22 protein-coding genes are annotated in these 19,927 nt (G+C 65.9%); 12 read left to right on the top strand and 10 right to left on the bottom strand.

Annotation, left to right across the window (positions count from 1 at the left end; all coding sequences use genetic code 11):
• Positions 1-97: 97 nt before the first annotated feature.
• The 7 genes from LPA35_RS10920 (at position 98) to LPA35_RS10890 (ending at position 5,128) form a co-directional block, all read left to right on the top strand.
• The gene (locus LPA35_RS10920) at positions 98-670 is read left to right on the top strand and encodes a hypothetical protein (RefSeq protein ID WP_228896990.1); all 573 of its coding nucleotides are present in this window, start codon (positions 98-100) and stop codon (positions 668-670) included.
• A gap of 22 nt (positions 671-692) precedes the next feature.
• Positions 693-1,106, top strand: a complete 414-nt coding sequence (locus tag LPA35_RS10915; protein WP_228896989.1) for a DUF2752 domain-containing protein — start codon at positions 693-695, stop codon at positions 1,104-1,106.
• Positions 1,107-1,321: 215 nt separating this feature from the next.
• Complete coding sequence (locus LPA35_RS10910) at positions 1,322-2,119, top strand: GntR family transcriptional regulator (RefSeq protein WP_228896988.1); 798 nt, start codon at positions 1,322-1,324, stop codon at positions 2,117-2,119.
• Entirely contained in the window at positions 2,116-2,937 is an 822-nt protein-coding gene (locus LPA35_RS10905) for a transporter substrate-binding domain-containing protein (RefSeq protein WP_055396171.1), read from the top strand. The genes LPA35_RS10910 and LPA35_RS10905 overlap by 4 nt, the downstream gene beginning before the upstream one ends.
• A gap of 72 nt (positions 2,938-3,009) precedes the next feature.
• Positions 3,010-3,684, top strand: a complete 675-nt coding sequence (locus LPA35_RS10900; RefSeq protein ID WP_228896987.1) for an amino acid ABC transporter permease — start codon at positions 3,010-3,012, stop codon at positions 3,682-3,684.
• Positions 3,685-3,687: 3 nt separating this feature from the next.
• Positions 3,688-4,341 (top strand): amino acid ABC transporter permease, encoded by a 654-nt coding sequence (locus tag LPA35_RS10895; protein ID WP_228896986.1) that lies wholly within the window; start codon positions 3,688-3,690, stop codon positions 4,339-4,341.
• Positions 4,325-5,128, top strand: a complete 804-nt coding sequence (locus LPA35_RS10890) for an amino acid ABC transporter ATP-binding protein (protein ID WP_055396176.1) — start codon at positions 4,325-4,327, stop codon at positions 5,126-5,128. The genes LPA35_RS10895 and LPA35_RS10890 overlap by 17 nt, the downstream gene beginning before the upstream one ends.
• A 133-nt stretch (positions 5,129-5,261) precedes the next feature.
• Here LPA35_RS10890 and LPA35_RS10885 read toward each other — a convergent pair whose 3' ends face one another.
• Entirely contained in the window at positions 5,262-5,624 is a 363-nt protein-coding gene (locus tag LPA35_RS10885; protein WP_055396178.1) for a calcium-binding protein, read from the bottom strand.
• A gap of 347 nt (positions 5,625-5,971) precedes the next feature.
• Here LPA35_RS10885 and LPA35_RS10880 point away from each other — a divergent pair, with 347 nt between their 5' ends.
• Positions 5,972-6,412, top strand: a complete 441-nt coding sequence (locus tag LPA35_RS10880; RefSeq protein ID WP_121421820.1) for a hypothetical protein — start codon at positions 5,972-5,974, stop codon at positions 6,410-6,412.
• 238 nt (positions 6,413-6,650) lie between these two features.
• Positions 6,651-7,220, top strand: coding sequence for a cob(I)yrinic acid a,c-diamide adenosyltransferase (locus tag LPA35_RS10875; protein WP_121421821.1), 570 nt, complete (start codon positions 6,651-6,653; stop codon positions 7,218-7,220).
• Between the two features lie 197 nt (positions 7,221-7,417).
• Here the strand turns inward: LPA35_RS10875 and LPA35_RS10870 are convergent, their stop codons facing one another.
• The 5 genes from LPA35_RS10870 to LPA35_RS10850 all read right to left on the bottom strand — a co-directional run bounded on the left by LPA35_RS10870 (position 7,418) and on the right by LPA35_RS10850 (position 13,274).
• Positions 7,418-7,840, bottom strand: coding sequence for a hotdog fold thioesterase (locus LPA35_RS10870; RefSeq protein ID WP_218301357.1), 423 nt, complete (start codon positions 7,838-7,840; stop codon positions 7,418-7,420).
• A 139-nt stretch (positions 7,841-7,979) separates the two neighbouring features.
• Positions 7,980-8,888 (bottom strand): hypothetical protein, encoded by a 909-nt coding sequence (locus LPA35_RS10865; protein ID WP_228896985.1) that lies wholly within the window; start codon positions 8,886-8,888, stop codon positions 7,980-7,982.
• Between the two features lie 102 nt (positions 8,889-8,990).
• Positions 8,991-10,142 carry an ABC transporter substrate-binding protein gene (locus tag LPA35_RS10860; protein WP_228896984.1) on the bottom strand — a complete coding sequence of 384 codons (1,152 nt, stop codon included), beginning with the start codon at positions 10,140-10,142 and terminating at the stop codon, positions 8,991-8,993.
• Positions 10,143-10,300: 158 nt separating this feature from the next.
• Positions 10,301-11,842, bottom strand: coding sequence for an acetyl-CoA hydrolase/transferase family protein (locus LPA35_RS10855; protein ID WP_228896983.1), 1,542 nt, complete (start codon positions 11,840-11,842; stop codon positions 10,301-10,303).
• A 142-nt stretch (positions 11,843-11,984) separates the two neighbouring features.
• The gene (locus LPA35_RS10850) at positions 11,985-13,274 is read right to left on the bottom strand and encodes a solute carrier family 23 protein (protein ID WP_228896982.1); all 1,290 of its coding nucleotides are present in this window, start codon (positions 13,272-13,274) and stop codon (positions 11,985-11,987) included.
• A 146-nt stretch (positions 13,275-13,420) separates the two neighbouring features.
• Here LPA35_RS10850 and LPA35_RS10845 point away from each other — a divergent pair, with 146 nt between their 5' ends.
• Positions 13,421-14,176, top strand: coding sequence for a zf-TFIIB domain-containing protein (locus LPA35_RS10845; RefSeq protein ID WP_255669610.1), 756 nt, complete (start codon positions 13,421-13,423; stop codon positions 14,174-14,176).
• On the opposite strand, the gene LPA35_RS10840 is transcribed toward LPA35_RS10845, so the two are convergent.
• On the bottom strand, positions 14,170-14,505 hold the full coding sequence (locus tag LPA35_RS10840; RefSeq protein ID WP_228896981.1) for a multidrug efflux SMR transporter: 336 nt from the start codon (positions 14,503-14,505) through the stop codon (positions 14,170-14,172). The genes LPA35_RS10845 and LPA35_RS10840 overlap by 7 nt on opposite strands.
• Before the next feature lie 346 nt (positions 14,506-14,851).
• On the opposite strand from LPA35_RS10840, the gene LPA35_RS10835 reads away from it, so the two are divergent.
• On the top strand, positions 14,852-15,817 hold the full coding sequence (locus LPA35_RS10835) for a class I SAM-dependent methyltransferase (RefSeq protein WP_228896980.1): 966 nt from the start codon (positions 14,852-14,854) through the stop codon (positions 15,815-15,817).
• Positions 15,818-15,865: 48 nt separating this feature from the next.
• Here LPA35_RS10835 and ubiM read toward each other — a convergent pair whose 3' ends face one another.
• The 3 genes from ubiM to LPA35_RS10820 form a co-directional block, all read right to left on the bottom strand.
• Positions 15,866-17,149 (bottom strand): 5-demethoxyubiquinol-8 5-hydroxylase UbiM, encoded by a 1,284-nt coding sequence (gene ubiM / locus LPA35_RS10830; RefSeq protein ID WP_228896979.1) that lies wholly within the window; start codon positions 17,147-17,149, stop codon positions 15,866-15,868.
• A gap of 192 nt (positions 17,150-17,341) precedes the next feature.
• The gene (locus LPA35_RS10825; RefSeq protein WP_082437353.1) at positions 17,342-17,758 is read right to left on the bottom strand and encodes a hypothetical protein; all 417 of its coding nucleotides are present in this window, start codon (positions 17,756-17,758) and stop codon (positions 17,342-17,344) included.
• 134 nt (positions 17,759-17,892) lie between these two features.
• Positions 17,893-18,696: a helix-turn-helix transcriptional regulator gene (locus LPA35_RS10820; protein ID WP_228896978.1), complete on the bottom strand. Its 804-nt coding sequence runs from the start codon at positions 18,694-18,696 to the stop codon at positions 17,893-17,895.
• A 60-nt stretch (positions 18,697-18,756) separates the two neighbouring features.
• Between LPA35_RS10820 and metC the strand changes: the two genes are divergently transcribed.
• Positions 18,757-19,911, top strand: a complete 1,155-nt coding sequence (metC, locus tag LPA35_RS10815) for a cystathionine beta-lyase (RefSeq protein WP_228896977.1) — start codon at positions 18,757-18,759, stop codon at positions 19,909-19,911.
• Positions 19,912-19,927 lie beyond the last annotated feature (16 nt).

The following is a 19,927-nucleotide window of genomic DNA, read 5'->3' as shown; positions in this document are numbered from 1 at the left end:
AGTAGCCGCCGAGGTGGCTGCAGAGGTAGATGCCGGAGCGGTGGCTCGCTACACTGGTCCGGCGTCTTGTTGACGACTTCAAACAGAGGGGGTTGCCATGGCTTCAGCCAATGTGGGGGATTGCCTGTCGGGTGCCTGGGGCATCTTCAAGAACAACGCCATCACCCATGTGGTGTGCACCTTGCTGGTGATGGTGGTGGCCAGCATCAGCGCGGGCCTGCTGGCCGGGCCCATGGTGGTGGGCTATATGCGCATGATCGAGCGCGAGACGCGCGGTGAGGCGGTGCAGATCGGCGACATCTTCCGGGGTTTTGACGATTTTGTGCCCGCGTTCGTGGCCGGGCTCATCAGCTCGCTGGTGGTGTCGCTGGGCTTCATGCTGTGTTTCATCCCCGGCCTGCTGGTCATGGCGCTGCCCCCGGTGGCGCTGTTCCTCGTGGCGCGCGGCGAGCGCGATGGTGTGGCCGCCTTCAACCAGGCCTGGAGCATCGTGACGAAGAACCTGGGCTCGGCGTTTTTCTGTTCGCTGGTGCTGGGCATCGTGGGTTCGCTGGGCTTTTTGCTCTGCGGCGTGGGCGCGCTGCTGACGCTGCCGCTGTCCACCATCGGCTCCTACTACATGGCGCGCCAGCTGGTGGGCGATGAACCGGTGGCGCTCCCTCCTCTCTGACCCCGGCCCTGTAGTGGTGCCGGTGACCAGATCGCCCGCCTGGCAGCCGCTGGACGGGAACGCTCGGCGGCTGCGGCTGGCGTTCGGCCTGGGCTGGCCGCTGGCCATGGCCGCCACGCCCTGGTGGCTGGGGCAGGGCGGGCTGGGCCTGGGCTGCGGGTTTCGCGCGCTGACGGGCATGCCCTGCCCGCTGTGTGGCGGCACACATGCGTGTGCGGCGCTGGTGCAGGGCGATTGGGCGGCCGCCTGGGCCGCCAACCCGGGCGCGGTGCTGTTGCTGGTGTGGCTGGTGCTGCTGGCGGGCCAGGCGGTGGTGGAAGGCACGCTGGGCCACCACCGCACGGTGCGCTGGCCGTGGTGCCATCCGGCAGTGCTGGTGGCGGTGGGCGGCGGATTGCTGCTGCCCTGGCTGCTGCGCCTCGCGGGGCTCGCGTAGCCGGGTGCCCAGCCTTCTTTCTCGTTCTTCTTTCTCTATTCCTTTCCAACTTTTCGGGCACGCGCGTGCACCGCTTGTGATGTGCGCGCACCACTTGCATGCAAAGCATGCGTGTCCGTGGTGCCAGGGAACCGCCCGGTGCACAGCCTCCGTGCGCCAGACTGGTGCATTCGGCTTGTATACCAGTTGGCACGGAACCTGCGTAACCGCAGGCAATGACCACCGCCACCGAGATCAGCAACCGCATCATCGAAGCCGTGATGGCGCAAAAACTCGCGCCCGGCTCCCGCCTGGGCGAGCAGCAACTGGCCATGCTGTTCGACTGCAGCCGCACCATCGTGCGCGAGGCGCTCACGCGGCTGGCCACGCGGGGCATCGTCACCGTCAGCGCCCGGCGCGGCTGGTATGTGATCGAGCCATCGCAAGACGAAGCGCGCGAGGCCTTCGAGGCGCGCCGCGTGATCGAGCTGGGCCTGCTGCACCAGCTCAAGGTGGTGGACAAGGCCGCGTTGCGCCAGCTCAAAAGCCATCTGCAGCGCGAAAAGGCCGCGCTGGCGGGCACTGATGTGGGCATGCGCAGTTTTCTATTGGGCGACTTCCACGTGTGCCTGGCCGAGTGCCTGGGCAACAGCCTGCTGGCCGACACGCTGCGCGACTTCACGGCGCGCACCACGCTCATCGCCATGCTCTACCAATCGTCGCACGATGCGGCGCAGAGCTGCGCCGACCACGTGCGCATCGTCGAGGCGCTGGAGGCAGGCGACATTGCCCGCGCCGAAGCGCTGATGTCCGAGCACATCGGCACGGTGCAGTCGGCCCTGCGCCTGCAGGCCAGCAGCGACCCGCTGGCGGGGCTGCGCGACGCACTGGCGCCGGTGCGCAAGAGCCCTGCACAAGCCACCCCACCAGCCCGCGCGCGCAAGCCCCGCGCTGCCCCCAAGAGTTCCACCCCCCCAGCGTCTGACCCAGACGCCCCTGTCGACGCATCCACCTACCTAGGAGCCCTGCTATGACCACCGTCCGCACCGTCACCTCGTCCACCCGCCGCCTGACCCTGGGCGTGTTCGCCGCCGCAGGCCTGTCTGCCGCCCTGATGGCGCCTGCCGCCCACGCGCAGAACGCGCTGGACAACATCCTCAAGGCCAAGGAAATCAAGATTGCCATTCCCACCGACTACCCGCCCTACGGCTTTGTCGGCACGGACCTCAAGCCCCAGGGCCTGGATGTCGAGATGGCCAATTACATCGCCACCAAGCTGGGCGTGAAGGTCGAGCTGATCCCCGTGACCAGCGCCAACCGTATCCCCTACCTGCAGACGCAGAAGGCCGACCTCGTCATCTCCACGCTGGGCAAGAACCCCGAGCGCGAAAAGGTGATCGACTTCACTGCGGCCTATGCCCCGTTCTTCCAGGCCGTGTTTGCCAGCAAGAGCCTGAACATCAAGAGTTTTGCCGACCTCACGGGCAAGAGCGTGGCCGTGACGCGTGGCGCCATGGAAGACCAGGAACTGGCCAAGGTCGCGCCCCCCGGTGTGGACGTGAAGCGTTTTGAAGACCACGCGGCCAGCATCTCGGCCTTCGTGTCGGGCCAGACGCAGGCCATTGCCACCAGCGCATCGACGGCCGGGACCATCATGGTCAAGAACCCCAACTTGCAGACCGAATACAAGCTGCTGCTCAAGGACAGCCCCAACTTCATTGGCGTGGCCAAGGGCGAGGACAAGCTGCGCCTGCGTGTGAACGAAATCATTGCCGAGGCGCGCAAATCCGGCGACATCGACAAGATGTCCAGCAAGTGGCTGGGCCGCCCTGCGGGCGATCTGCCCCTGTAATCGCTGTTGTCGCCCCTGCTGAAAGAACCGAACAGGACCGTGGCGTGACAAGCGCCACAGGGCATTCGCACCATGCTGATTGCGCTTGACTTTTCTGCCGTGCTGTCCTCGTGGCCGTTGCTGGTGCGCGGCGTGCTCTGGACCATTGGCCTGACCATCGTGGGCACCGTGCTGGGCCTGCTGCTGGGCACCGCCTGTGCCTGGGCACGCGCCCGCAACCTCGGGCCGCGTGCACTGCCACTGCGCTGGGCGGTGGCCAGCTATGTGGAGCTGGTGCGCAACACGCCCTTCATCGTGCAGCTGTTTTTCCTGTTCTTCGGGCTGCCCGCGCTGGGGCTCAAGCTCTCGCCCGAGTTCGCCTCCGTGCTGGCCATGGTGATCAACCTGGGTGCGTACTCGGCCGAGATCATCCGCGCGGGCATCGAGGACACGCCACGCGGCCAGATCGAAGCCGCGCACAGTCTGGCGCTGACGCCGGGCCAGACCTTCCGGCGCGTGGTGCTGCCGCCCGCGCTGCAAAAGGTGTGGCCTGCCATGGTCAGTCAGATCATCATCGTGATGCTGGGATCGGCCGTGTGCGGGCAGATCTCCACGCCCGAACTGAGCTATGCCGCCAACCTGATCTCCAGCAACACCTTCCGCGCGTTCGAGGCCTTCATCCTGGCCACTGCCGTGTACCTGTTGCTGTCCATGGCCACGCGCCGATTGCTGACGTGGATCGGCGCACGTTTTCTGGTGGGGAGATAAGCCATGGTGGACTTTTCCTTGTGGGACATCCTGCGCAACCTGCTGCTGGCAGCGCGCTGGACGGTATCCCTGTCCCTCATCGCCTTCATCGGTGGCGGCCTGGTAGGCCTGCTGCTGCTGGTGCTGCGCTTGTCCAAGGTGCGTGGCACCGAGCGTTTGATCGGTGCCTATGTGCAGGTGTTCCAGGGCACGCCGCTGCTCATGCAGCTGTTCCTGGCGTATTTCGGTATTGCGCTTTTTGGCATCAAGACCTCACCATGGACGGCCGCGGCAGTGGCGCTGACTCTCTACACCAGCGCGTACCTCACCGAGATCTGGCGCGGCTGTGTGGCCTCCATCCCCAAGGGCCAGTGGGAGGCCGCACAGAGCCTGGCACTCAACTTTGGCGAGCAGCTGCGCCATGTGGTGCTGCCCCAGGCGCTGCGCATTGCGGTGCCGCCCACGGTGGGTTTTCTGGTGCAGGTGATCAAGGGTACGGCGCTGGCTTCGGTGATTGGTTTTGTCGAGCTGACCAAGGCGGGCAGCATGATCTCCAACGCCACCTACCAGCCCTTCCTCGTCTACGCCTGTGTCGCCCTGCTGTATTTTGTTTTGTGCTTTCCGGTAAGCCTGGTGGCGCAATCGCTTGAAAGGAAACTCCATGGCAACCGCCGCTGAAGCCACCACGGCTACCCCCACTCCCGCCCACGATGGCATCGTGGTGAGCGATCCACCCATCGTGGACATCACGGCCCTGCGCAAGTCTTACGGCACCAACGAAGTGCTCAAGGGCATCGACCTCAAAGTGCAAAAGGGCGAGGTGATTGCCATCATCGGAAAAAGCGGCTCGGGCAAGAGCACGCTGCTGCGCTGCGTGAACGGGCTGGAGGTTTTTCAGGAAGGCGCTCTGAGCGTCAACGGCAAGAAACTCATGCACGACAGCCCCGCTGCCATGCGGGAGTTGCGCCAGCAGGTGGGCATGATCTTTCAGAGCTTCAACCTGTTTCCACACCTGAGCGTGGGCCGCAACATCATGCTGGCGCCCACGCTGGTGAAGGCGCGTGATGCCAAGACGGCAGAAGCGCAGGCGCGCAAGCTGCTCGAACGTGTGGGTCTGGCCGAAAAGTTTGACGCCATGCCCGATCAGCTCTCGGGCGGGCAGCAGCAGCGCGTGGCCATTGCGCGCGCGCTGGCCATGGAGCCGCAGGTGCTGCTGTGCGACGAAATCACCTCGGCGTTGGACCCGGAACTCGTGGGCGAGGTGCTGCGCGTGGTGGAGTCGCTGGCACTTGAAGGCATGACGCTGATGATGGTCACGCACGAGATGGCGTTTGCCCGCAAGGTGAGTGACCGCGTGATCTTCATGCACCAGGGCCGTGTGCATGAAGCAGGTGCGCCCGCCGAGCTGTTTGGCAACCCGCAGACGCCGGAGCTGCAGCAGTTCCTGTCGTCGCTGCACGACTGACCCAAAACAAAGCCCGCCTGCGGTCTGGAGAGTTCCAGGGCAGGCGGGCCCGCAGGCCCCAATGGCCCGCTACATCCCAGAGGCCACCCGGAGGCTGGTACCCATGCCAGGCCCAGGCGCCTCACGAAAAAACTCAGGACAGAAGGCCCTTCTCGAATTCTGAGGGTGACAGTGCGCCGCTCTGGTCCTTGTCCAGTTCCTTGAAGCGCTGGCTGATGGCCGGCAGCTGTGTCGCTTCCTTCTCGGTCAGCTGGCCATCCTTGTCGAGGTCTGCGCGGTTGAATGCCGTGGTGGCCGCCCTCGATGGGTTGCCGGTGCCGGGACCATACGAATATTTGGAGTCCGCCTGGGGTGCCGTTTTACTGGCTGGGGCGGGCTGGGGCGATGCCGAAGTGGTCTGTGCTTGCAATGCGCCTGCACCGCCCAGGGAGATGGCGGCGAAAAGCATCACGCTGCGCGTGTCGAACGAATAGGTGCGTCGTTGCAGTGCTTTCATGGAAGCTAAGCTCCTTCGAAGTTGAACAGGGTTGCATTGCACCGCAGCACGGTGGTGAAGGCCAGCACTCTTGCCTGCTGTTGCCCAGGTCAACATTTCCCAGTGTGGTGTAACCCGGCAGTACCGGCACATGTAGTTTTTGCGGATGGATGTAGCCAGAAGTAGCTCGCAGGTTGCCTGCAGCCCTGGCATCGGAGAGAGAGGCTTGGGGCGGCATGCCCCACGGCGGCGCTTATGCGCAGGATGACCGGCAGGCCCGTGTACGTCCTACAAGCGACGGGCGTGCGCGCCAAAACAATGAATCCAAGCAATTCGCTTGTTCTGGTGTTTTATCGAAGGAGCCTTTCATGCAAAAGCAAACCATCCTCGCCGCCCTGGCCACACTGGCGTGCACCGCCGCCTTGGCACAAGCCCCCGCCAATGTCACCGCGCGTCCGCCTGCAGAAGTCAACCCCACCGCATCGGGCGGCGCTGCGGCTGCCAATGCCCAGAACAAGGTGGACATGCGCAGCAGCCAGAGCAGCGCAGCACCCGCCAACCCCACCGCGGGTGACGGCCGTGCCGCCCCTGTGGCCGAGATCAACCCCAGTGCAGCAGGCGGCAAGGCCGCAGCCACCGCACAGACGCGTGTCAATGCACGCTTGATGGACAGCAATGGCGACGGGATGGTGTCGCGCAAGGAGTGGGACACCTACCATGCGAACGCCTGGAACACCCTGCAGCCCACGAACACGGGCGTATCCACCGCCGACATTGACAAGCTCAACCGCACCCCCATGACCCACTGATCGGGCCGTGCGTAGCCAACGGGTTCGAACCAACGCCCCTGCATGTGATGGCAGGGGCGTTGGTCTGTCTGGGCAGCGCGTGGCACGGTGAAGCCATATCGCAATGTGGCTTCTTGTGCGGAGAGCAGGGTGATAGGCCCCCTCCCACCCCAGTAGGCCTGGGTGGCGGAGAATCTGCGAATTCTTCCACCGCATGCGGCGCCCCTGCCACCTGCGCTCCACCTTACCGAGGCACCCCATGGGCAACCGACTCACACAGATCGCCACGCGCACCGGCGACGCCGGTACCACCGGACTGGGCAACAACCAACGCGTTTCCAAAAACAGCCTGCGCATCCATGCTCTGGGCGACGTGGACGAACTCAACTCCCACATCGGCCTGCTGCTTTGCGAGCGCGTTCCCGCCGATGTGCGCGAGCTGCTTGTCGAGGTGCAGCACCAGCTGTTCAACCTAGGGGGCGAGTTGTCGATTCCCGGCTACGAACTGCTGAAGGCCGAGGCGGTACTGGCGCTCGATGAGGCGCTGGCCCACCACAACGCGGCGCTGCCCCGGCTGCAGGAGTTCATCCTTCCCGCAGGCACCCGCGCCGCCGCGCAAGCCCACGTCTGCCGCACCGTGGCGCGCCGCGCAGAGCGTGTGGTGGTGGCGCTGGGCAACGAAGAGGCCATCAACGACGCACCCCGGCAGTACCTCAACCGCCTGTCCGACCTGATGTTCGTGCTCGCCCGCGTGCTCAACCGCATGGACGGTGGCGATGACGTGTACTGGAAAAGCGAGCGTCTGGCGCAGCAGAATGCTACTGAATAGATAGCTGCTTGCGCTTGATGGTCGTGCGGTAGCGGCCAATTTTCCTCATATTTTCACTGCCTTTTGCAACTGGCGCGCACCAGGCCAGGGCAGCCGAGCAAGGGCCGCCCCGCAGCGAGGGCTGCGTCCCCCTTCCCGAATCGCGCCTGCGATTCGAGAGAAGGGGGAAGGCACGCAGTGCCTCAGGGGGATGTACCTTATCTCGGTGCCAGGATCGCCATCGTCAGCCGCGACACGCAGGTCAGCTCACCCGCTTCGTTGTGCATATCGATGTGCCACACATGTGTGGTGCGGCCAATGTGCACGGGCCGTGCCGTCCCGGTCACCCAGCCGCTGGTGGCAGAGCGCAGGTGGTTGGCGTTGATGTCCAGGCCCACGGCGCGGTAACCGTCGGGCAGGGTGTAGTAGGCGCCGGTGGAGCCCAGCGACTCCGCCAGCACCACGCTGACCCCGCCGTGCAGCAGGCGAAAGGGTTGCACGGTGCGGTGGTCCACGGGCACCCGTGCACGCAGAAAATCGTCACCCACCTCGACAAATTCAATGCCCAGGTGCTCTACGGCGGTGTTGCGGTTGGCGGCCTCCAGCAGAGCCAGGTCGATGGGTTTTTTCCAGATGGGCATGGTGTTCAACGGGCGTCAGAGCCGGGTCAGTACGAGCCGCGATTGTGCCTATGGCCCGCGGTGAGCAGGTGGAGCTTCCTATGTACGCTCTCAGCTTTGCTGTATGCCCTCTGTCAGTGCGCTCACTACGCAAGCGGCGTTACCAGGGGCGGCCGATGACAAAACGCACGGGTTGGCGCACGGTCTCCATGTCTTCGTACAGCTCGGCCTGCAGTTCGCCGCGGGTAAAGGCTGTGTCGATATTCCACGTTTGCTGGTGTTCGTTGTTCATACGCGCCCATGCGCCGCGCTCGGCTCGCACCACTTGGCCGGAGGAGAGCTTGAAGGACAGTGTCTTGATGCGCAGCAGCGTGTCATTGCCCTGGAACTGGACGCTCTTTCCCTCCACCTTGAACTGCTTGATGTCTACCCCGCCCAGCTTGATGGGGCCTGGGCGGTCCGGGTCGAAAGCCTGGGCCGTTTTTGTGGTCCGCTTGGCCACGCTGAGGGGGACCGTCCCTTCGAAGATCAGTCCGGTCACCGCCTTGTCGGGCAGCCGGTTGAGGGTCAGTGCGAAGCTGCGTGAGCGAGCGTCGGTTGAAAATTTCGGAAAGCTGGCGATGTCCGCCTGACCCAGGCTCTGGGTGGTTTTGTCGGGGAACACCGCCGTCACTCGCACGTCGCCTTTGTCAAAGAACGAGTTCGTCCACTGGGTGAAAAGACCGGAGCGCGTGGTGGCAATAGCGTTGACCTCCACCTTTTCCATGTCGCCGGTGGCAGCAAACGGAACCAGATTTTTGTCTCTGCCAGGAGGGGCCTCGATAAAAGTCACGCCCAGGATTTTTACGTCAATGGGAGTCTGCGCATACGCCTGAAAGCTGCACGCCACCAGGGCGGCCCCAATCATCCGAGGCAAGGTCAACAATGCGAGATTTTTCATGCAATCGATCACTGAAGATGGTCGTGGCCTCGGCGGTGACACACCACAGAGGCTTGTGTGGAGCCGAAGTTTCTCCCTCTCTTCGGCCGGGGCATTGTGCAGTATGCGCAGCGGATAGATGCTGTGCATGCAGAAGCAATTGCCAGACAACAACCCTCTATAGTCGGTCCAAGGAAAGGGCGTTACAGACGCCTAGCACAGCTGACACGGCATGGTTCGGACGATCAATCCTCAGCCCACAAACTTGCCGTTGGCGCCCATCACCCCCAGGTCCAGAAAGCGCGAGCCCACATACGGCGCGCCGCCGGCGTAGTCGATGGACAGGCCACCCAGGTCGCTGCTGCGGATACCGGCCAGTGCGCTGCGCAACTTGGCGCGGGTGAGCTCACGTCCGGCGCGTTCCAGGCCTTCGGTGAGCACGCGGGCATTCACATAGCCTTCAAAGCTGCGGGCCGAAAACTCCTGGTAGCCCAGCGCGCGCATGGCTTTCTGGTAGTCGCGCACCACGGCCACGCTGGTGCGGGCCGCGTCGGGCAGCACCATCGACAGTGCAATGCCCGAGGCCTTGCCGCCCAGCTGGCGCAGGTTGTCGCCCGACAGCGCTACGCTGGTGGCGGCCAGCGGCGTGCTGGACGACACTTTCTTGAACTCGTTGACCAGTGTGGCGGTAACGTCACCTGCGGTTCCGAGAAGCACAGCGGCGGCCTTGGCGGCCACGGCCTTGCCCACCACATCGGGCACCTGCGCGCCCTGTGCATCCAGCTTGAAAGCCTTGGGCGCGGGCTGCTTGGCGGCTGCCATGGCCTTGTTCACGTCCGCCAGAAACTCGCGGCCAAACGCCGTGTCTTGGTACACGATGGCCAGGTCGTTCATGCCCATGGACACCAGCTTTTGCGTCAGGCGCTGGGCTTCGTCGGCGTAGCTGGCGCGCACGTGGAACACCGAGCGGTACTCGGCCTTGCGCAGCGACGTGGCACCGCTCTGTGGGGCCACATAGGGGATCTGCGCCTCGTCCACCAGCGGCAGGATGCGCTGGTTGTTGGCCGTGCCCATGCAGGAGATCAGCGAGACCACGTTGGCGTCGGCAATCAGCTTGCGCACGTTGTCTTCGGAGCGCGCGGCGTCGTAGCCGTCGTCCAGTGCCAGCAGCTTGATCTCGCGGCCATGGATGCCCTTGGCGTTGGCCTGTGCAATGCCCGCATCCAGCCCTTGCTTCAATTCCTTGCCCAGGCTGGCCAGTGCGCCGGTCATGCCGATGGAGCAGCCAATGGTCACGCTCTTGGCGTCCATGGGGTCCTGCACGCCCACGGCGCGCGAAGAGGTGGCAAGCAGCAGGCCGGTGCTTGCGGCCACAAGGGATTGGGTGAACTGACGGCGTTGCATGGTCAAAAAAACTCGCAGGCAAAAAAGCCACCAGCCCCGGATAGGGGCTGGTGGAGGGTGGACTGGGGGAGGTCGATAGACCTAGGGTTAACCCTGATTTTATCTGCCCAGGCTGGCAATTGGCTGTCAAAGGCCTGGCAGGCCTGGGGGTGTCCTCTTTACACCGTGCTGCCAGGGCCCGCTGGCGCGCGCATGCTGCCCGTCTCCACATACCGCTGGTGCCACGTCAGCGCCTCGTTCAGCAGGTGCGGTGTGTGCTGGCCCACGGCGCCCCGCTTGGCGCGGGCCACGTAGTCGTGCAGCGCAGGGCGGAAGTCGGGGTGCGCGCAGCGGTCGATGATGATCTGCGCCCGTTGCGAGGGCGAGTGCCCACGCAGGTCGGCCAAACCCTGCTCGGTCACAAGGATCTGCACATCGTGCTCGGTGTGGTCCACATGCGAGGCCATGGGCACGATGCAGGAGATGCTGCCGTTCTTGGCCAGCGACGGCGTCATGAAGATCGACAGGTAGGCATTGCGCGCAAAGTCGCCCGAGCCGCCGATGCCGTTCATGATGGCGGAGCCCATGATGTGGGTCGAGTTCACGTTGCCGTAGATGTCGGCCTCGATCATGCCGTTCATCGCAATCAGGCCCATGCGGCGGATCAGCTCGGGGTGGTTGCTGATCTCCTGCGGGCGCAGCACGATGCGCTGCTTGTAATAGTCGATGCGCTCGTTGAAGTCCTGCATGGCCGCAGGGCTCAGCGACAGCGCCGTGGCCGATGCGCTGGCCAGCGTGCCCGAGCGCAGCATGTCCAGCATGCCGTCCTGCAGCACCTCGGTGTAGGCGGTGAGGTTCTCGAACGGCCCGTTGTTCAGCCCCGCCAGCACCGCGTTGGCGATGTTGCCCACGCCCGACTGCAGCGGCAGCAGGTCTTTGGGCAGGCGGCCCTTTTTCACCTCGTGCTGCAAAAACTCAATGATGTGGCCTGCGATGCGGTTGGAGGTGTCGTCCGGCGCGGCATACACACTGTTGCGATCGGGCTGGTTGGTCATCACCACGGCGATGACCTTGCTCGGGTCGCAGCGCAGGTAGGGCTCGCCAATGCGCTCATCAGGCCGTGTCATCGGGATCGGCTTGCGGTGCGGCGGCACATCGGTGCCGTAGTAGATGTCGTGCATGCCCTCCAGCTGCGGGTTGTGCCAGGCATTCACCTCCAGGATGATTTTGTCGGCCTGGTCCAGCCAGGTCTTGTTGTTGCCCACCGAGGACGAGGGGATCAGCCGCCCGTCGGGCAACACGCCCGCCACCTCGACCACGGCCACGTCGAGCTTGCCCAGAAAGCCAAACCACACAAACTGCGCCACGTGCGACAGGTGGATGTCCACATACTGCATTTGCCCCGCATTGATCTGGCGGCGCACCGTCGGGTCGGACTGGTAGGGCAGGCGCATCTCGATGCCGTCCACCTGGGCCAGTGCGCCGTCCAGCTCAGGCGCGGTGCTGGCCCCCGTCCACAGACCGATCTTGAAGCCATGGCCCTGCGCGTTCAGGCTTTCGATGCGGCGGGCCAGCGCGCCCGGCACAGCCTTGGGGTAGCCCGCGCCGGTGAATCCGCTCATGCCCACATGGGCGCCGGCAGGGATCAGGGCGGCCGCTTCATCGGCGGACATGGTGCGGGAGAGAAAGTCGGGGTATAGCACCCGATCGGCCAGGGACATGAACAAACTCCGCAAAAAGAAAAAGGCCACCCGCCCGGTGAGCGGATGGCCCTGTGGACAAAACCCAGGATGCTAGCCTTCGTTCCTTACAAATTAAGGGTTAACCCTTACAAATGCGGTCCGGCGTCCCCATACCCGCAGATTACGCCGCTTTGCGGTTGAGCAGCGCGTACAGCAGGATCGCCCCGAACGTGGCGGTGCCGATGCCGCCCAGCGCAAACTGGCCGAACTTGAGCGTGAAGTCGCCCGTGCCCAGGATGAGGGTGATGGCCGCCACGATGAGGTTCTTGTTCTGCGAGAAGTCCACCTTGTTGTCCACCCAGATCTTGGCGCCCGCCACCGCAATCAGGCCAAACACCACGATGGACACTCCGCCCATCACCGGCAGCGGAATGGTCTGGATCAGCGCGCCGAACTTGGGGGAAAAGCCCAGCACCAGCGCAAACACACCCGCCAGCAGGAACACGGCGGTGGAGTAGATCTTGGTCGCCGCCATCACGCCGATGTTTTCGGCATAGGTGGTCACGCCTGTGCCGCCTGCAGCGCCGCTCACCATGGTGGCCACGCCGTCGCCCATGAACGCGCGGCCCATGTAGCGGTCCAGGTCTTGGCCCGTCATGGCTGTCACGGCCTTGATGTGGCCCAGGTTCTCGGCCACCAGGATGATGGCCACGGGCGCGATCAGCAGCATGGCATTGGCTTCGAACACCGGCGCAGCAAAGTTGGGCAAACCAAACCATGCGGCGTTGGCCAGTGCGGACAGGTCCATGGGCTTGCCCAGCCCCAGGCCGTTGGTCAGCACCGCGTAGATGATGCTCGCCACGATCAAGCCCACCAGAATCAGCAGGCGCTGCACCATGCCGCGCGTGAGCACGGCCACCAGGCCCACGCTCACAAAGGTCACCACCTGCATCCAGCTGTCAAAGTTGCTGGCCGCCATGTTCTTGATGGGAATACCGGCCAGGTTCAGCCCGATCACCGCTACCACCGAGCCCGTCACCACGGGCGGCATGAAGCGCTCGATCCAGCCCGTGCCAATGGCCTGCACCAGCGCGCCGATGAGCGTGTAGACCAGGCCACACGCAATGATGCCGCCCAGCGCCACGGCAATGTTGGCGTTGGCACCTTTGCCCGCGTAGCCCGTGGCCGCAATCACCACGCCAATGAACGCAAAGCTCGACCCCAGGTAGCTGGGCACTTTGCCGCCCGTGACCAGGAAGAAGATCAGCGTGCCCACGCCGCTCATCAAAATCGCCACGTTCGGGTCAAAGCCCATCAGGATGGGCGCCAGCACCGTGGCCCCAAACATCGCAATCACGTGCTGCACCCCCATCACCGCCGTCTGCGGCCAGGGCAGCCGCTCATCGGGCCCAATCACCCCACCTTGTTGCAGCACCTCAGCGCTTTTTGTGCGCCAGTTCATGAATCCCATCTTGTCGGTTCCTTGTTGTTGAGGCGCGAATGCTAGTGGATGGGTGAGGCAATGCCGCGAAGCTGCGACTCTTTCGCCGGGCGTCCGCCGTGCCCCGGGTTAGCATTTGGGCCTACCCCGCTCTGCCCCTTGTGGGCACCGCCGCCATGCACTCTCAGCCGTCCTGCCCCAACTGCCGCCAGCCCATGCAGGCCCACCGGTTCACCAGCAACCAGGGGCACTCGCTGGAGCTGGACATCTGTTTTGCCTGCCAGGGACTGTGGTTTGACAGGCACGAAAACCTCAAGCTCGCGCCCCAGTCGGTGGTCGAGCTGTTCCGCCTGCTGCACGAACACCGCACCGACCAGCACCAGCCCCTGGCAGAACGCATGGCCTGCCCGCGCTGCAACACCAGCCTGGCCAAAGGTTTTGACGTGGTGCGCAGCGGCCGCTACATGATCTACCGCTGCGCCCGCCTGCATGGCCGCTTCAGCACCTTCTCGTCCTTCATGGTCGAAAAAGGCTTTGTGCGCCACATGACGCGCCCCGAGATCGACGACCTGGCCAAACGCGTGGGCGCCATCTACTGCACCAGCTGCGGCGCCCCCGTGGACATCCGCAAGGACCACGCCTGCCCCTACTGCCGCGCCGCGTTCTCCCTCATCGACCCCGACGCCGTGGTGCGCGCCATGGAGGGCTACGCCAAGGCCAGCACCGAGCGCACCACCCTCGCCACCCCCTCGGTGGACATCGGCGACGCCCTGGTGGCCCTGGAGCGCGACCGCAGCCGCGCCGAACGCGAGCGGCAAAAGCGCGCGTTCACCAGCACCAGTGATGCGAGCGACAGCTCATTCACGGGCGATCTGCTGACGGCCGGGGTGGAATTGGTGTGGGCCTTGATCAACACCAGAAGCCATCACTGAGAGCTTCCGAGGTGGAGCATGACAACGCCTCCCACCACGCACACCAGACCCACTACTTTGATGACACCCACTGGCTCGCCAAACAGCGCCATCCCCACCACGGCTGCGGCCGCCGTGCCGCTGGCCGCCCAGACTGCATAGGTGAGGCCCATGTCGAGCTGGCGCATGGCCACGGCCATGAGCCAGATGGCGAGTGCGTAGCACGCAGCTGCCATGCCGGACGGGAGGAGTCTGGAGAAGCCATCGGAGTACTTGAGCGCGACGGTTCCGGCAACTTCTGCAATGACGCTGGCTGCGACGAGCAGCCAGGCCGATAGGTTTGGATTCATGGGGCACCTTGGCCGAACATGCCCGTTTGTCACTTGTACCGAGTGACACGGGCAGTACGATGAAGCGGTACCCAGATGGTGAAGGGCCGCAGTGTAGCCACGCCCTTGCGATCCATCAAGAACACCCCACGCAGGCTCTGGCGGCCACTTGCGTTTGCGCGGATCATGGAGCGTTGACACAGCGGCAGCGCCGGATGGAGGGCGTGATGGTGTCCCTTCACGCACCCAGCCCATCCCCCGCACCACACTCCAACCCGTTCACAATGGCGCAGGCCTGTGTTCTGGTGGGCCCCGTCGCAAACAACCAACCAGCCGTGGCACCCGGTGGCCACAGGAGGAGAGGACCTTGCAGCCGCATCCGCCCCCAACCCGACGCCGTGCCCGCACCACCGCCGCCCCGGCGCAGCGCAACCCTGAGAACGCGGGGGATGGCGCCGCCGCCTCCGACTCCGCTACCCCCTGCCTGCTGCAGCGCGCCCACCTGCGGGCCGTGCCCAGCACCCTCCTGATCCCGCTGGCCGCGCGCGCGCGCGGGAGCCGTTACTTTCCTTGGCTGGCCTGCAACGACGTGGTGGCCACCAGCCTGGTGGAGCGCCTGGGTGCCGATGTGGAACCGTGCCTGGACGACTTGCCCACGGTGCTCAACGTACTGTGGCGCACGCGCGCCATCAAGGATGCGGGCCGCAGTTTCTTCCTTGCGCACCCGAAGGCTGGCGGCGTGAGCCTGGGCTGTGGCCTGTCGCACCACTTTCAGTGGCTCGATACGGGCGCCAACCAGTGGCTCGATGCTGATCTGCCCGAGGTCATGGACCTGCGCCGCGAGCTGCTGCCGGTGCGCTGCCCGCGCACGCGCCATGCCACGGTGGACATCACGCAGCCTGGCTGGTGGCAGCGGCTGGGGCTGCCAAAGGAGGAAGGGGAGGGCGATGGCGCGGGCGTGCAGCCGGTGTTCATCGTCTGCGAAGGAGTGCTCATGTACCTGCAGCCCGCGCAGGTGCAGGCCGTGCTGCGCGAGTTTGCGCAGTGCGCGCCGGAAGGCTCGCGCCTGGTGATTGATGTCATGACGCACCGTGCCGTGGGCCGCGCGGCGCAGCACGCCAGCGTGGGACCCACGGGGGCGGAGTTCCACTGGGGCGTGGGCAGCATGGACGAGCTGACTGCCGCACACCCGCGCCTGGCGCTGCTGCGCCAGCAGAGCGTGTCGGAGTGTTATGGCTGGCCGGGTGTGGTGCTGGAAACGATGTGGTGGCCGTGGCTGGGGGCGCCGCTGTATGGCATGGCGACCCTCGGCGTGGGAGACGGCTCCCCCTGAGCCGCTTCGCGTCTTCCTCCGGAGGGGGTGGCGGTTGCAAAGCTTGTGCTAATGCCTGGGCGCCAGTGCTCGCATCCATCGTGGCGCCTGGCCAGTGAGCTGCCCCACGATGGCCGCCTGCAGCGGCGGCAGCCGCCGCGCGCCCTGCAGCACCAGCTGCCGCAGCAGGCGTGGCACCGGACGGGTGTCGGTGTACAGCCGCACGATGGCATTGGTGCCCTCGTACATCGGCCATGCGTGGCGGTGGTGCGCCCGCGCATAGGTGGCCAGGGCTTCGCCATTGCCGATGTCGTGGCCCTGGCTGCGGGCTGCCACCACGGCGGCCGTCAGGCGCTCCACACCGGCCAGCCCCAGGTTGTAGCCATGCGCCGTCACGGGGTGCATGCCCACGGCGGCATCGCCCAGCAACGCGCAGCGGTGGTCTGCAAAACGCTGTGCATACACGGCCACCAGCGGGTAGGCGTGGCGTTCGCCCTCCAGCTGCAAAGGCCCCAGGCGGTCGCCCAGCTGGGCCTGCACCGTAGCGGCGAAGGCCTGCGGGTTCTGGGCCATCAGCGCACCTGCGTCGGCAGTGCCCGCCGTGACCACCACCGAGCACAGCGCATGCCCCTCTTGGGGGTCATTGGGCAAGGGCAGCACCGCCAGCGTGCGTTCATAGCCAAAACACTCGTGCGCCACGCCGCCATGGGGTTGGGCATGGCGCATGCGGCAAACGATCACGGTGCGGCCAAAGTCCGTCATGCGTGCGCCAATGCCCAGCTGCCGCCGCGTGGCCGAGAAGCGACTGTCCGCCGCCACCAGCAGCGGGGCCTGCAGACGTTGTGGCGATGGCGCGGGGCCATCGCTGGGGGCACCGGCGGGAGTCTGGGGAAGGTACTCCAGCTCGGCATGGGTGGACTGCGTGGCCACGCGCACCACCTGGGCGCCGGTCACGATGCGGACACCCGGTGTGCGTGCCGCCACGGCATAGGCCGTGCGGCGCAGTGCGTGGTTGGGCACGATGAAGCCCAGAGCCTCCAGCCCCGTACCCTGGGTGCCCAGCTGCAGGGCGCTGCGCAGGCCCAGCGGGCCGTCGTGCACCTGCGCTTCGCGGATGGTGCCCACCTCGTGGGGCGCCAGGCCGGCCCAGGTGCCTAGCCGCTGTAGCGTGGCCACGCTGGGGTGGGTGAGCGCGATCTCGCGGCCATCGGGCGCGGGGTGGGCCAACGTGGCCTCAGACTGCTGTTCGACCACGGTGGTGGTGAACCCGGCCTGCGCCAGGGAAATGGCCAGCGACAGGCCCGCAGGGCCCGCGCCGACGATGAGAACGTCGCTGTGTGAGGAGGAGGTCATGGCAAGAAGACCGGGCGAAGCAGCCCGGCATCCACCCTGCAACCGTGGGGTGGGGCTTGCCATTGTGGGCGGGCACTCCGCGCGGCGGTTTGCCCTGCATCAAGGCAGGGTGCCTGAATGCTATAAATTAAATAGCTAAAAAATGATACAGGATAAGCGCTAGGGCCTTAAAACATCAAAAATTATGGTGCGTTACGAGCGTGCCGGTTTGCGCGCGCCCTTGGCGGGCTTCTTGCGGGCGCCACCCGCTGGCTTGCCGCGCAGGTGCAGCCCCCAGGTGACCAGCACCCACAGGTACGCCGCCAGCACGCTGTAGGCCGCCATGGCGGCCAGCGACAGCGGTGGTGCGGCGATGGAGCGCGGGCTGGCCATGGTCTCCAGCAGCTGGCGTGTGCCCGTGCCCAGCACTGGCATGGCCGCGCTGCCCGAACGTGCCATGCGTGCCGCCATGAAGATGAAGAACTCCATCAGCAACGCACCGATGACCCAGCAGGCCAGCAGGGCCAGCAGCTGCGCAAACGCCCTGCGGTCGCCCTTGGCCAGGAAGTAGATGGCCGACACCAGCACCAGGGCGGGCAGCAGCAGGGCCAGGGCAGGCCAGGCGGACATGAGGAGATGCATCGGAAGAATGTGGGGGCGGATCGGAGAGTGTGTCGGGCAGCGTCAGGGCTCCGGACTGCGAATGATAGAGGAGGCTCCCGGCACCCAGCGCGGCCCCAGGGCAGGGTCTGCCCGTACGGTGGCTATGCGTGCGTGTCGCCGTGCTGCCCCTGGCGGAAGGTGTTCGGTGTGCAGCCCAGCAGCGTGCGGAACGAGGCGATGTACGCGGCGGGGCTCTCGAACTGCAGGGCGTGTGCGATGCCCTTGACCGGGCGGCCCGAGGCCAGCAGATCGAGAGAGGCAATGATGCGCGCACGCTGGCGCCAGGCGCGAAAGCTCAGACCCGCTTCCGCCGTGAAGCGCCGGGTGAAGGTGCGGTCGGACATCGCGGCCTCGGCCGCGAGTTCGTGCAGCGAGAGCTGCCACTGGTGGGCCTGCAGCAACAGCGCGAGCGCGCGCCGCAGCCCTTCGCTGGCAGGCATCGGCAGGTGGGTGGGCAGGCAGGGCGTGTGCTGCAGCGTATGCAGCAGCAGGGACACCATCAACTGCCGCGTGGGGTGGTCGAACCCGCCGTTGAAGAGCCCCAGCACCAGCTGCTGGATCAGCGGCGACGCGACCACCGCGTGCACCTCGTCCCGGCGCGCAAACGATGCGCACTGCGCCACCAGCGCCGGCTGGCAGTACACCGTGCGCAGGTCGGTGGCGGAGAGGATTTCGATCGCATGGGCGTGGTGCGGGGGCACCCACAGCGCCCGCTGCGGCGGCACGGTCCAGCGCGCGTGGGGTGTCTCCACCAGCATCACGCCCCGCGTGGCAAACACCAGCTGGCCGCTGCGGTGCTGGTGCGCTGGCAAAAGTGTGCCGGCCGCGTGCGTTTTTGCGAGCGTGGCCCACAGGCCGGCGTCTTGGCGCCCTGGCGATGTTTGTTGGCGTTCTGGTGCTGACATGCCGTCCTATTATGAAACCACCTCCTCCCCCACTCCTTCCCCGAAACCCGCCCCCAGCCCATGTACACCACCACCTTCCTTGTCCATTCGGGTCGCCAGACGGCCCGCGCCGCCCAGGCCATCAACCCGCCGCTGGTGCGGGCCTCGACCGTCGTGTTCGACACCCTGGCTGCCTACAAACACGCGCACCACCAGACCGTGTTCGACTCGCCGCGCTACGGCCGCTCGGGCACCTCCACCACGTTTGAGCTGCAGCGCTGCATGGCCGCGTTGTCGGGCGCAGAAACCTGCCTGGCCACAGCCAGCGGACTGGCGGCCATCGTGGCCGTGCTCAGTGCCCATGCGGGCCCGGGGCGCCACCTGCTGCTGAACCAGTGTGTGTACGGGCCCACGCGCATCTTCTGCGACCAGGAACTGGTGCCGCAGGGCACCACCGTCGAGTACTTTCCGGAAGGCGCCGACATCGCGCCCTACCTGCGGGACAACACCAGCCTGGTCTACATCGAGACCCCCGCGTCGCTGACCATGGAGATGCTGGACGTGCGCGCCGTGTGCGCGGCGGCACGCCAGCGCCACATCCCGGTGGCGGTGGATGCCACCTGGGGCACGCCGGTGTTCCTGGATGCCCACGCCCTGGGCGTGCACATCGCCATCCATTCGGCCACCAAATACATCAACGGGCATTCCGACCTCATGCTGGGGCTCATCACGGGGTCGCACGCAGACCTGGCCAGCACCCGGCGCTTTTGCGACCGCAGCGGCGCACATGCGGCGCCCGATGTGTGCTGGCTGGCGCTGCGCGGCCTGCGCACCCTGGCAGTGCGGCTCGAACGGCACCAGCAGACCGCCTTGGCGACGGCCCAATGGCTGCAACAGCAGCCACAGGTCCGGCGCGTGCTGTTCCCGGCACTCCCCTCCGACCCGGGCCACGCGCTTTGGCGCGCGCAGTTTTCGGGCGCTGCGGGGCCGTTCACCTTCGAGCTGGCGCCGTGCAGCGAAACCGCATTTGCGGCGTTCATCGACGCGCTTGCGCTCTTTAGCCTGGGCACCAGCTGGGGCGGGTACGAAAGCCTGGTGCTGCCCGCCGTGCCCTATGACCAGCGCCACCTGGCAACGCTGCCGGATGAGGGTCGCCTTGTCCGCCTGCATGTGGGGCTGGAAGACGCCCGCGACCTGCGCGCGGACCTGGCACAGGCGCTCAGCAGTCTGGGCTGACCGGCACCAAGTGTCC

Source organism: Acidovorax sp. Leaf73 (genome assembly GCF_916855635.1).
Taxonomy (GTDB): Bacteria; Pseudomonadota; Gammaproteobacteria; order Burkholderiales; family Burkholderiaceae_C; genus Acidovorax; species Acidovorax facilis.
Note: the sequence above shows the minus strand (reverse complement) of the source record. Positions and strands in the feature narration are given on the sequence as shown.